The sequence below is a fragment of the Fenollaria sporofastidiosus genome (assembly GCF_943169635.2).
Lineage (GTDB): Bacteria > Bacillota > Clostridia > Tissierellales > Peptoniphilaceae > Fenollaria > Fenollaria sporofastidiosus.
This window is the reverse complement of the sequence record NZ_OW968186.1, coordinates 23,251-35,876: the sequence shown is the minus strand read 5'-3', so window position 1 is coordinate 35,876 and position 12,626 is coordinate 23,251. Positions and strand designations below refer to the sequence as shown.

Here is a 12,626-nt window from a genome sequence, read left to right as displayed (position 1 = left end):
TACGCTTGCAAATACCCCTCATATGTTGTATAATAAGTAATCATATTGAAGGTGAAGTAATGGGTACTATAAAATCAATTTTAGAAAAAATACTTACAGAGGTAAGACCATATATGACGGAGACTGCGATACTATTTGTCGTCGCACTAGTCTTTGCCGTACTTGTTTTGTTCTTGCACGTAAGCTTTATGAAGTATAAGTTTGTAAAGTATATACCGACTATAGGTTTGATAGTCTTTGCCTTTCTATTATTAATAAAGGGCAACAAGAGAAGTATATTGCAAACATCGGTAATTGATTTGAAGCTTGTAGTTATATCGTTAACGAGTGCTTTTACATCACTCTTTGTCGCTATAGCGATGGGCTCGATGGCAAAGAGAGGGAAGAAGAAAAGAACTACGAGATTAAGTACAGATAAAAAACAAGATATAGATATAGATAAAGAGTAGACAGATTGGTCTACTCTTTTTTTGCGTCACGCTCTATTAATTTTAATTTTGCTTCTTTAGTCAGCTTCTTAATCGCTGCCTCTCTTTGCATGGCTTCTTCCTTTGTTAAGAAACTCTCGTAGTGGACGAGCTCAAAGGGTCCACGCCCTCTTGTGTACTTCGCACCCTTGCCACTTCTGTGCTTTTCTATGCGCTTGTAGATGTTGTCGGTGTAGCCTGTGTATATGGAACCATCCTTGCACCTAAGCATGTAGATGTAGTAGAGCTTACTCATTATATATCAACTATGTCCTTAATGTCTGAGTAGTCGAAGCCTCTACTTATTAGGAAGCGAATGATCTTGTTCTTTCTTTTGTACTGGTCAGTCTCGCTCTTTGTTGCGTCGAGTTTTCTTTCATATGCATCCTTAAGTGCATCGCATTCCATATCTTTTGCTTCTTCCATCGCCTCGTAAATCTTATCATCATCTATGCCTCTTTGCTTTAACTCGTAGGCGATCTTTCTTGCACCCTTGTTCTTAATGCGAAAGCTATCTTCAACGAAGAACTTAATGTATAGATCATCATCAACAAGGCCGACCTCTTCTATATAGTCACAGACCTCACTAGTCTCTTCGTCACTAAAGCCTTTACGTATTAGGTAGTCGTAGACGTCCTTCTTAGTCTTGATGTTCTTCAAATATTTAATTGCATAGTTATAAGCCTTCTCGTTCATAATACACCTCTTTAATTAATTCTAACAGATTAGTAAATATTTTTCAATATTCATAGCAAAAACTCTTGCTTTGTGATAAAATAAATATGAGGTGAAGGCTGTGGACTTTTTTTCAATACTGTCTATGATACTAAAGTATGTATTCATAATTATTATATATCTCTTCGTCTTTCAAATAGCGAAGATGATTTTTCAAGATATAAAGTCTACTCAAGCTTCGAAGAAGGGTGCTTACTTAAAGCTCATCGATGACGAAGCGAAGGACAAGATATATCCAATTAGAGAGAGCTTAAGTGTGGGACGCGATAGGTACTCAGACATTAGGCTTGATTACAATTTCATATCGAAGAACCACTTCATCATCGAAGAGGACGGAGGCGAGTATTACCTAAGAGATCTTGGTAGCAAAAACGGCACTTATGTCAATGGCACTAAGATTGATGACGAGGTCATACTTGAGGACGGAGACGTCATAGAAGTAAATGATATAAAATTTGTTTTTGTGAACAGGGAGCTATAGATGAGAAAGAGAATAAACATAGCAAGACCTTTGCTACTGGTCTTTATGTTTGTAATATTAGAACTAAGTTTATTCTACTTTTACAAAGACATGAAGCCAACGAATAATTTTATATATTACACAGCTGGCGTGCTTGTGCTTATCTACTTACTTAATATCTTGCTTATCAAGATATCACCGAAGGCAGATCGCTACTTAAACCTTATAGTCTCTATGCTCTTTTCAATAGGGACCTTTGAGATACTAAGGCTTGATGAGATAAGTGGCTTTAAGCAAGTTATCTGGATAAGCATAGGTATACTTGTTTTTTATCTCGCCATCTTTATATTGACGGCGATGAAGAATAAGTTTGACAAGATGTTCTTTCTAGTCTTAGCACTTATTTACATACTGTTCATATTGACACTTGTACTAGGTAAGACGAAATATGGAGCGAGAAACTGGATAAGGCTTGGACCAGTAAGGTTCCAACCAGGCGAGTTCATCAAGATACTATATATATTCTTGCAAGCAATCTACTACAAGAACTACAAAAGGTATGCCAATATGAAGTATGGACCTGAAATCTTTACACTAATAACATACAGCTTCATAATGTTTTTCTTCTTACAAAAGGACCTTGGCTCAGCAGTCATCATCTACGGTATGATGATGTTTAGCGAGTTCGTCTTTGAAAAGAAGAAGTACTTAAAGTATGTAAACCTACTCTTAGCTGTAGTGATGAGCATTGTGAGCTACTACTTATTCAGTCACGTAAGAGTAAGAGTCCTAAGCTTTATCAATCCTTGGGACTATATGGATGGCATCGGACTACAAATAACGCAGTCGCTCTTTGCCATCAGTTCAGGTGGTTTTCTTGGCACAGGCATAGGTCTAGGTCTACCTAAGACTATACCAGTTGCGACAAGCGACTTTATCTTCTCAGCTATATGTGAGGAGATGGGTACACTAGTTGGCATCGCCATCATTATGTTATTCATAATGCTTATTTCAAGAATATTCAAGATAGCGCTTAAGTCGAACGATACCTTCTACAAGGTCTTAAGCTTCAACTGCGCAGTTTTATTCTCAGTGCAAGCCCTCTTAATCTTAGGAGGCGTACTAAAGCTTATACCACTAACAGGGGTAACGCTTCCTTTCGTTGCCTACGGAGGCACATCGATACTAGCGTCCTTCATAATTCTAGCTATGGTTCAGCTATCGAGCATGGAAGGTGAAGTCGATGGATAGAACGAATAAGAGAATTATAATTTCACTAATAATATTTTTAGCGGCCTTCTTTGGAATAATATTCTACCTAACATACTTTCAATTATTTCTTGCAAATGATATAAAGAACAATCCTTATAACAGGCGTAACAGAGTAGACGAGGAGAATGTTATTAGAGGCACTATATATGACAGAAACGGTGTTATACTTGCTGCGACAAAGGTCAAGGGCGAAGAGAAAGAAAGGATGTATCCATTTGGAAAAAGGTACTCGCACGTCATTGGCTACACTAGCAAGAAGTATGGCAAGCAAGGCCTTGAAAGTACCTTCAACGATGTTTTAACGGGCACAGACAAGGACGACTACTTCAAGGACATAAGAAAGATATTTAATGACAGAGCTGGTAAGTCACTAGTTTTGTCTATAGATAATAACTTAGAAGCGCTTATAGAGAAGAACTTTGCAAGGGACAAAGGCGCAGTCATAGTCATGGATAACAGAACAGGCGAAGTGCTTGCTATGCACTCAAACCCTGGCTTCAATCCATCAACTATAGATCAAAACTGGGACGACTTTGTCAATTCAAATGGCGGAGAACTACTAAATAGAGCGACCCAAGGACTATATCAGCCGGGCTCAACATTTAAGCTAGTAAGTGCCATGGCGATATTAAAGGCAAAGAAAGACTTAAGCTACACCGACACAGGTAGCGAAACAGTCGACTCTTATGTCTTCAAAAACTCTGGTGCAAAGAAGTATGGCGATGTTGATCTAAACGCTGCTATGAGCAGGTCAATCAACACCTACTTCATAAACAAGGTTATGAGCATGAACAAGGATATATTCCTAGATACTATAGAAGACTTTTATATAGACAAGGACTTTACCTTTGATTTAGTTTTTGCTAAATCGAAGTTCAATAGAGATGCAGGCAAAACAGAGCTTGCAGCGGACTCTATAGGTCAAGGCTCAATACTAGTAAGCCCTCTTAATATGCTTATGATGACTAGTGCCATAGCCAAGAAAGGTGTAATGCTTAAACCTTACATCGTGAAGATGGTCAAGGACAATAAGGGCACCTTGCTTGAATCAACAAAGAGCGAAGTGTATAAGACAGTTGGCAATAAAGAGGACGCTGACAAAGTAAAGGAAGCGATGTTAGAGACTGTGAAGAGTGGTACAGCGAAGGCCTTGTATAGAAAGGGATTCACTATAGGTGCTAAGACTGGTACTGCAGAGCTTGGCAAGGGTAAGTACAACGCTTGGCTAGTAAGCTTTATAGAGTCTGATAAGCTTGACTACAGCATCTGTGTTGTGAGCGAAGACCAAAAGAAGATGGGCTACCAAATGCAAGGCATTGTTAAGGCAATAAACAATTATCTAATAAATAATTACAATAAATAGAAAGGGATGTTAACATGGACGAATTAAAAACAAGAGATCAAATTGATGAACAATTTAAGTGGGATTTAACGAAGATCTTTGAAAACGATGACAAATGGTCCGAAGAGTACGACAAGATTTCAAAAGACATTTTAAAGTTAAGCGAGTATGAAGGAAAGCTTGGCGAAGGTGCAAAGACTTTGCTTGAATTTACTAAGCTAAAATACGAACTTATTCATAGACTTGAGCTAATATTTGTTTATGCAAGCTTAAAGTTCTCACAAGACACTACAGATACAAAGAGTCAAGAACTTGCTGACAAGGCACAATCATTAGAAGTAAAATTCTCAACTATCTTAGCTTTCGAATCACCTGAAATTTTAAAGGTAGGAAGAAAGAATATAGAAAAATTCATTTCTGAAGAAAAAGGCCTTGAAGAGTATAGAAAGACTTTTGAAGACATACTTAGATACGAAGCTCACACTCTTAGCGAAAAGGAAGAGGCACTTCTATCAAAGGCGGGAGACCTATATAGCGCGCCAGATGACATATATCAAATGTTCTCTTATGCAGATTTAAAGTTTGATTCAGTTGCAGATAAAGATGGCAATATGCATCCACTAAGCTCTGGAGTCTTCACAAAACTTCTTTCACAAGATGATGAAGTCTTAAGAAAGAATACATTCAACACATACTACGACAACTACGCTGACCATATCAATATGCTTGCAGCAACACTTAAGGCAGCAGTTAAGAAGAACATCTTCAGAGCTGAAGTTAGAAACTTTAAGAGTGCAAGAGAGGCTGCCTTATTTGCCAATGCTGTTGATGAAAAGATATATGACAACTTAATCGAAGCAGTGCATGACAAGATTGGCTACCTTCATAGATATATGAAGCTTAGAAAGAAGTATATGGGACTTAAAGAACAACACATGTATGACATCTACATGCCAATGCTTAACAGTTTAAAGTTCGAGATTGATTACCCACAAGCAACAGAGATTATCAAAGAAGCAATTGCACCACTTGGTAAAGAGTATCAAGACATAGCCTATAAGGGATATCACTCAAGATGGGTCGATGTTTATGAAACAAAGGGCAAAAGAGGCGGAGCCTTCTCATCAGGTGTTAAGGGAACATATCCATACATCCTTTTAAATCATAACAAGTCACTTGACTCAGTCTTCACATGCTGTCATGAAATGGGCCACTCTATGCACTCATATCTAACTAACACAAATCAACCTATTCAATACGCAAACTACAGTATATTCTTAGCAGAGATTGCTTCAACTATGAACGAGACACTACTAACTCACTACATGATTGACAATGCTAAGACTAAAGAAGAAAAATTATACTTCATAGACAACTACCTTGAGTCATTTAGAACTACATTATATAGACAAGCAATGTTTGCTGAATTTGAAAATATAATTCACAAGTATGCACAAGAAGGCGGCACATTAAACGCAGACTACTTGAACAAAACTTACTACGATTTAAATAAGTTCTACTACGGCGATGATGTAGTTGTTGATGATAAGATCAAGTATGAGTGGGCAAGAATACCTCACTTCTACTACAACTTCTATGTATTCCAATACTCAACAGGTATAAGCTGCGCAACAGAATTTGCGAGAAAAGTGCTTTCTAAAGAAGAAGGAGCAGTGGAAAAATACCTTGGCTTCTTATCAAAGGGCTCAAGCGAGTACCCAATCGACATACTTAAGGAAGCAGGAGTAGATATGACAAAGAAGGACCCAATACTAAACAGTTTAGATACATTTAACGAGTTTATGGATAAGTTTGAAGAACTTATGTAGGAGGACCTATGTTAGGACAAATTAGCGATATATTTGTAAATTTTAAACTCAGCTACCTTATCGACATCACAATTATCGCGCTTATAATATATCAACTATACAAGCTTGTAAAGCAAACAAGAGCCGAGCAGCTAACAAAAGGCTTCTTGGCCTTGCTTATAGTTACAAAGCTAAGTGAAGTCTTTCACCTATATACACTTAGGTGGTTAATCGAGAACCTATTCAATGTAGGTCTTATCGCTTTAGTTGTTGTATTTCAGCCAGAGTTGAGACGTGGACTTGAGTATATAGGAAGGATGAAGTTCTTTTCCAAATCAATTTCCGAGTTTAAAAAAGAAAATTTTTCAAAAACAGTTAACGAGATAGTAGACGCCTGTCTATCACTATCAAGACAAAAGATAGGCGCACTTATAGTTATCGAGAGAAAGACTGGTCTTAATGAGATAGTCGATACAGGTACTGATATCGATGGCCTTGTTTCAAGCGACCTACTTATCAACATCTTTATACCTAACACTCCTCTACACGACGGAGCGGTTGTTATTAAGAGCGATAAGATCAGAGCCGCAGCGTGCTTCTTGCCGCTTACAGACAATCAAAACGTACCAAGAGAGCTTGGCACAAGACACAGAGCAGCACTTGGCGTAACAGAGATGAGTGACGCGCTTGCAGTTATTGTATCCGAAGAGACAGGATCCATCTCCACAGCAGAAGAAGGTGTTATCTCTAGATACTTAGACGAGAACACACTTAGAGAAAAACTATTAAGCGTCTACTTACCAGAAAGTAACGAAGAAAAAACATTATTCAAATGGAGGGCAAAAGATGAAGTTCAAGATGAAGAAGTTCAAGATCAAGAACAAGAGTAATATCATTGCAAAAGTAGTTTCAGTCATCATTGCCATCTTCCTTTGGTACTATGTTATGGGACTTGTTAACCCAGAAGAAACAAGGACATATAGAAACATAACAGTTGCGTTTAAGAGCCTTGACTACCTTAACAATACAAAGCTTGTTAACCTTGGACCAAATGAGGCAAAAGTTTCAGTTCAAGTAAAAGGTAAGAAGAGCGAACTTGACAATATAAACGAAAACAACATCAAGGCAGCCATAGACTTTAGAGGATACAGCGCAGGACAAGCAAGAGTGCCCGTTAAGGCAGAGATCATTGGTCAGTACAACACACTACAAGTTACATCAGTGGGACCGTCAGAGATTATATTCAACCTTGACAGCGTCGAGTCATATAAGAAACCTATAGAGGTAAGACAAAAAGGCGAGGTTAAAGAAAATCATGCTCTCTCCGACATATCCATGGACGTGGAGAATGTTAAATTGACTGGACCAGAAAGCTATTTAGCAAAGGTAGACAAAGTCATCGCAGAGATAGATTTAACAAACAAGGATAAAACATTTACAATATCAAGTAAATTATATGCGGTAGATATAAAAGATAATCAGATAGATCAAGTGAGCCTATATCCACAAGTGGTTAATATCAATGCACAGATAGATAAAACAAAATCAGTTCCTATCGAAACAGATTTTGTAAGCCATTTGCCAAGTAATTACAAGATAGTTAATATCAAAACTAATCCGCAAAAATTAGTTATCAAAGGCCAAGACGATATCGATGGCATTAGCTCAATCAAGACAGAGAAGATAGAGGTTAACGACGCAGTCGAACCTAAGGACGGCGAGCTTATAGTTAAGCCTATACTACCTAAGGGAGTTGAACTACTTGATGAGAACGTTAAGATAAGCGTTACTTATGAAGTAGAAGAAGAGGCAGAAAGAGAAATTAAGGTGCCACTTGCAAACCTTGAGCTAGTAAACTTAAGTGATGACTTCGAACTAAAAGATACAAACGATAAGTTTATCACATTGCGCTTGAAAGGATACAAGTCAGTCTTAGATAAGATAGACGAAGATACATTTAAGCTTAGGGCAGACGCATCGAACGTAACAGTAGAGGGCAAAGAGCAATTAAAGCTTGAACTAGTAACAGACAAAGAGTATATGAACATACTTAACAACACAATAAGCCTAGACTTTGCAATGAAAAGTAATTAATATTAATTAATACAAGAAAACTGAGTAAGAGATCTTACTCAGTTTTCTTTTGCAACTATATAAGAGAAGATTATAATAAACAAGCAAAGTATAAGATATTCGTATTAATATAGTGATATTGCTTGTATATTTTAGGGGTGGGTGGTATAATACAATTAATAATAATTTATTTTGCTAAATCATTACAAGGGAGGATCTTATGAAGTACAAAAAATTTTTTATAATCATGTTTATATTGATACTGTTTTCATCGATATCAGCACTACTTGCCCCGATATTCATTCAGCTATGGAAGGCAAATGGCACGCCGCTTGATACGAAGAAGATAGTATTCATAGTCTTACTTATACTTGCCTCAAAACTGCTAACGATACTATTCACAATTTTTAGAGAAAAGTTTGCAAAGGAGTATAACAAAGGCAATTTCATTTCATACATAAAAAACATTTTTAATATGAACTACGACAGTATAATCGAAAAAGGAGCTATGAACTTACTAGAGAGGGCATCAATCTCTGTTAATAGCATCTACTCCTTTATGATGAATGGCTACATACAGATATTTTCCTCGTTTTTAGTTGCCTTAGTATGCTTAATTTTAATTGCAAATGTAAATTTGTATTTAGCCTTGATAATGTTTTTGGCGCTGCCTATAAACTATTTTGGATATAAATTATTAAATAAGAAGCTTAAGAAAAAGTCTGAAGAGATGCAAAAGATGACTGGCATGGGCTTTCAAGAGATACTTTCTTATGTACAAGAAGTTGACTATGTAAAGCAGCTTTCTGATAAGTCTGTGATTTACAATAAATTAGAACCAGCGACAGAAAAGGTTTATGGTAGCATGGCAAGGGTCAATGAATACGCTCAGTCGATGACAGTGGTCTTAGAAGGCATTAACGAGATTATAAAAACACTTCTTTTACTGATAGTTGTTTATGACTACATGGCGCATAGCAGCAGCATTTACTCAATCATACTCGTTACTTTAATCTTCCCACTTTACTTTGCTAATGTCTCGACCATAACTAATTCAAATATCGAAAAGAGAAATTTTGATATAGCAAAAGATTTTGAAAAAGAACTCATTTCAAATAAAGAAAGTGATGGGAAAGAAGCTATTGATGCAATAAATGATATAGAACTTGATGTCAATGGTATAAATATCAAAGATATGAAGCTTGACTTTAACGCAAAGGCAAGGCTTAAGAAGGGCGACATAGTTAGAATCAACGGAGCCAATGGTAGTGGCAAGAGTACATTTGCCAAAAGCCTAGTAAAATTTAGAGACGTTAAGATAATTAAAGTGAATGGCATAGATATCGACAAGTGCAAAAACGAAGACATAAGAGATCGTATTGAATATGTAGTGCAAAACGCGCCTATAGTCAACGGCTCACTAAGGAAGAACCTTCTACTTGATTTTGATGATGGCAGTCACATCGACTTAGAAGAAAATCAATTCATCAGATCTATACTTGAGAAGAAGTCCCTTGATGATGATATACTTATGGGCGGCTCAAATCTATCTGGAGGAGAAAAGCAAAAGATATCATTTGCAAGGTCATTACTAAAAAATCCTGACGTATTAGTTTTGGATGAGATATGCTCAAACATTGACAAGGAATCAACGAAAGAGATATACGATTACTTAAATGAGACTAGAGACGAAAGGATATGCTTCATCATCAGTCACGACGACTTGACAAGTGGACTCATTAATGTTAATATAAACATATAGTATAAGCGAGGCAGCATTGTCATAGCAAAAAATATTTTGTGAAAACAAAAAAAGTACTTGACAAACGTTCTGCGTGAGTATATACTATATGAGTAAAGAATAATAAAACAAGAAGAAAATGCTTTCTCACCTTATAACCGGTTGTTCATAAGGTTAATTAATTGTATTGTACGGGCATTTTTTCATGCCCGTTTTTTTAATGGAGGTGTAAACAATTAAAGAGCTACTAATCAACGAAGAGATTAGAAATCCAAAAGTAAGACTTATTGGTGAAGACGGAACTCAATATGGTATTGTCGACAACGATAAGGCTTTAGAGATAGCACAAAATGCTAAATTGGACCTTGTAATGGTTTCTCCGAATGCTGACCCTGTTGTTTGTAAGGTCATGGACTACGGTAAGTACAGATATGAACTTCAAAAGAAGAACAAGGAAGCAAAGAAGAAACAAAAAGTTATCAATATTAAAGAGATCAGAATGACTCCAAACATTGAAGATCACGACTTAAATGTTAAAGCTAGAACAACATTAAAGTTTATTCAAAATGGAGACAAGGTTAAGGTGTCCGTTCGCTTTAGAGGTAGAGAGATGGGACATACTGAGCTTGGAAGAGAAGTTCTTGATCAATTTATAGAGCTATTAGGTCCTGAAGCTATGGTTGAAAAAGCACCTAAGTTAGAAGGAAGAAACATGTCTATGACTGTTGCTCAAAATAATAAAAATTAGGAGGAATACAAATGGCAAAGATGAAAACACACAGAGCGTCTGCAAAGAGATTTAAAAGAACAGCCTCTGGTAAATTAAAAAGATTTAAAGCATACAAAGGACACTTAACAGGAAAGAAATCTGCAAAGAGAGTAAGAAACTTAAGAAAAGGATCATTAGTATCAAAGGGCGATCAAAAGAGAATCGACTCTATGATATTGTAATAGGAGGATAAATATGGCTAGAGTTAAAAGAGCAGTAAATGCAAAAAAGAATCATAAAAAAGTTTTAAAACAAGCTAAAGGATATTTCGGCGCAAAGAGCAAGCTATTTAGAACTGCTAACGAAGCAGTTATGAAGTCACTAAGCTATGCATATATCGGTAGAAAGAACAGAAAGAGAGACTTCAGAAAACTTTGGATAGCTAGAATCAATGCTGAATGCAGAGTAAACGATATGAGCTATAGCAAATTTATCGGTGGTTTAAAGAAATTAAATATTGACATAAACAGAAAAATGCTTTCCGAAATGGCTATTCATGATAAAGAAAGCTTTAAGAATTTAGTTGATATGGCAAAGAATGCTTAAAGTTCTCATTTATGGGAACTTTTTCTTTTCTATATGGCAAAAATTCTTGATTTGTAGTAAAATGTATTTATGGAAATAAGAAAAAAACTATTTAAAGATACATTAAACCCACCACAAGTATTGGCACTGGGTTTTCTATCCTTAATCATTATAGGCAGTGTGCTTTTAAACTTACCTATTGCCTCGTCTAGTGGCAAAGCCATAGGCTATGTCAATAGTTTGTTCACATCAGCATCTGCTGTGTGTGTAACAGGCCTTACAGTTCTTAATACTGCTAAGGATTTTACGCCTTTTGGTCAACTTGTCATCATTACCTTGATACAGTTTGGCGGCCTTGGCATAATGACACTTGCAACTGTTGGCTACATCATTATGGGTAAGAAGATTTCCTTTAAGGAAAGACTTATGATTAAGGAGCAACTAAATACTGAATCTATACAGGGCATAGTTAAGCTAACAAAGAAGGTTATTGGCTACACTTTCTTTCTTGAGATGATGGGATCAATTCTACTTTCACTTCGCTTTGTACCTATGTATGGACTAGGAAAGGGTGTGGCATTTAGTATATTCCACTCAATTAGCGCATACTGCAACGCGGGCTTTGATATACTTGGTGACTCCTTGCTTAGCTTTCAACATGATTACTATGTCTTATTAGTACTGTCTGTATTAATAATATTTGGCGGACTAGGCTTTACTGTTTATGCAGACCTATTAGCTAAGGACAGATTAAGAAAGCTAACACTTCACTCTAAAGTGGTACTAATTATGACAGGATCACTTTTACTCATAGGCACACTTAGCTTTTTGCTATTTGAAAGTACAAATCCTGGCACTTTAGCAGCTATGAGCTTTCCACAAAGACTTGCGAACTCACTTTTCCAAAGTGTCTCGCCAAGAACTGCAGGCTTCTATTCTGTAGATATGTCAAAGATTAGAGAGACAACTATATTCTCAACTATAATGCTTATGTTTATAGGCGGCTCGCCGGGCTCAACAGCAGGTGGTGTTAAGACAACAACATTCGCTTGTCTTTTATTAACAACTATATCAGTAGTAAAGGGCGAGGAAGATGTTAACTGTCTAAAGAGAAGACTGCCATTCGAAACTATTAAGAGAGCTGTATCGATATTTTTGATAGGCTTAGCTATAGTTTTTTCAACAGCTATCATACTAACTATTACTGACAGTTCTATAAAGTTTATAAATCTACTTTTCGAATCAACATCGGCCTTCGGTACTGTCGGCTTGACTATAGGCGTAACTGAAAAGCTTAGCACTCTTGGAAGACTGATAATAACTCTTACTATGTATATAGGCAGGGTTGGACCACTTACCATGGCATACGCTTTTGCAAGGAAAAACAAGAAGAGAGATTATAGAAATGCACCAGGCAACCTTATGGTTGGATAG

General features: G+C 36.6%; 14 protein-coding genes. 12 read left to right on the top strand and 2 right to left on the bottom strand.

Annotation, left to right across the window (positions count from 1 at the left end):
- The first annotated feature begins 59 nt into the window (after nucleotides 1–59).
- Nucleotides 60–449: a hypothetical protein gene (locus tag KO172_RS00220; RefSeq protein ID WP_215491631.1), complete on the top strand. Its 390-nt coding sequence runs from the start codon at nucleotides 60–62 to the stop codon at nucleotides 447–449.
- A gap of 10 nt (nucleotides 450–459) precedes the next feature.
- Here KO172_RS00220 and KO172_RS00215 read toward each other — a convergent pair whose 3' ends face one another.
- Together KO172_RS00215 and KO172_RS00210 are read right to left on the bottom strand one after the other, a co-directional pair.
- Complete coding sequence (locus KO172_RS00215; RefSeq protein ID WP_215491630.1) at nucleotides 460–723, bottom strand: GIY-YIG nuclease family protein; 264 nt, start codon at nucleotides 721–723, stop codon at nucleotides 460–462.
- The gene (locus tag KO172_RS00210) at nucleotides 723–1,163 is read right to left on the bottom strand and encodes a regulatory protein RecX (RefSeq protein WP_215491629.1); all 441 of its coding nucleotides are present in this window, start codon (nucleotides 1,161–1,163) and stop codon (nucleotides 723–725) included. The genes KO172_RS00215 and KO172_RS00210 overlap by 1 nt, the downstream gene beginning before the upstream one ends.
- Before the next feature lie 100 nt (nucleotides 1,164–1,263).
- Between KO172_RS00210 and KO172_RS00205 the strand changes: the two genes are divergently transcribed.
- The 11 genes from KO172_RS00205 (at nucleotide 1,264) to KO172_RS00155 (ending at nucleotide 12,626) form a co-directional block, all read left to right on the top strand.
- On the top strand, nucleotides 1,264–1,683 hold the full coding sequence (locus KO172_RS00205) for an FHA domain-containing protein (protein ID WP_215491628.1): 420 nt from the start codon (nucleotides 1,264–1,266) through the stop codon (nucleotides 1,681–1,683).
- Complete coding sequence (locus KO172_RS00200) at nucleotides 1,684–2,913, top strand: FtsW/RodA/SpoVE family cell cycle protein (RefSeq protein ID WP_215491627.1); 1,230 nt, start codon at nucleotides 1,684–1,686, stop codon at nucleotides 2,911–2,913.
- Complete coding sequence (locus KO172_RS00195; RefSeq protein ID WP_215491626.1) at nucleotides 2,906–4,297, top strand: peptidoglycan D,D-transpeptidase FtsI family protein; 1,392 nt, start codon at nucleotides 2,906–2,908, stop codon at nucleotides 4,295–4,297. Before KO172_RS00200 ends, KO172_RS00195 begins: the two co-directional genes overlap by 8 nt.
- 14 nt (nucleotides 4,298–4,311) lie before the next feature.
- Nucleotides 4,312–6,105 (top strand): oligoendopeptidase F, encoded by a 1,794-nt coding sequence (gene pepF / locus KO172_RS00190; protein WP_215491625.1) that lies wholly within the window; start codon nucleotides 4,312–4,314, stop codon nucleotides 6,103–6,105.
- An 8-nt stretch (nucleotides 6,106–6,113) separates the two neighbouring features.
- On the top strand, nucleotides 6,114–6,974 hold the full coding sequence (gene cdaA / locus KO172_RS00185) for a diadenylate cyclase CdaA (protein WP_215491624.1): 861 nt from the start codon (nucleotides 6,114–6,116) through the stop codon (nucleotides 6,972–6,974).
- Nucleotides 6,931–8,178, top strand: coding sequence for a CdaR family protein (locus KO172_RS00180; RefSeq protein ID WP_215491623.1), 1,248 nt, complete (start codon nucleotides 6,931–6,933; stop codon nucleotides 8,176–8,178). The genes cdaA and KO172_RS00180 overlap by 44 nt, the downstream gene beginning before the upstream one ends.
- Before the next feature lie 199 nt (nucleotides 8,179–8,377).
- Nucleotides 8,378–9,919: an ATP-binding cassette domain-containing protein gene (locus tag KO172_RS00175; RefSeq protein WP_215491622.1), complete on the top strand. Its 1,542-nt coding sequence runs from the start codon at nucleotides 8,378–8,380 to the stop codon at nucleotides 9,917–9,919.
- A gap of 214 nt (nucleotides 9,920–10,133) precedes the next feature.
- Entirely contained in the window at nucleotides 10,134–10,646 is a 513-nt protein-coding gene (gene infC / locus KO172_RS00170) for a translation initiation factor IF-3 (protein WP_215493347.1), read from the top strand.
- An 11-nt stretch (nucleotides 10,647–10,657) separates the two neighbouring features.
- On the top strand, nucleotides 10,658–10,849 hold the full coding sequence (rpmI, locus tag KO172_RS00165; RefSeq protein ID WP_215491621.1) for a 50S ribosomal protein L35: 192 nt from the start codon (nucleotides 10,658–10,660) through the stop codon (nucleotides 10,847–10,849).
- Between the two features lie 13 nt (nucleotides 10,850–10,862).
- Entirely contained in the window at nucleotides 10,863–11,213 is a 351-nt protein-coding gene (gene rplT, locus KO172_RS00160; protein WP_019214969.1) for a 50S ribosomal protein L20, read from the top strand.
- 69 nt (nucleotides 11,214–11,282) lie between these two features.
- Nucleotides 11,283–12,626 carry a TrkH family potassium uptake protein gene (locus tag KO172_RS00155; RefSeq protein WP_215491620.1) on the top strand — a complete coding sequence of 448 codons (1,344 nt, stop codon included), beginning with the start codon at nucleotides 11,283–11,285 and terminating at the stop codon, nucleotides 12,624–12,626.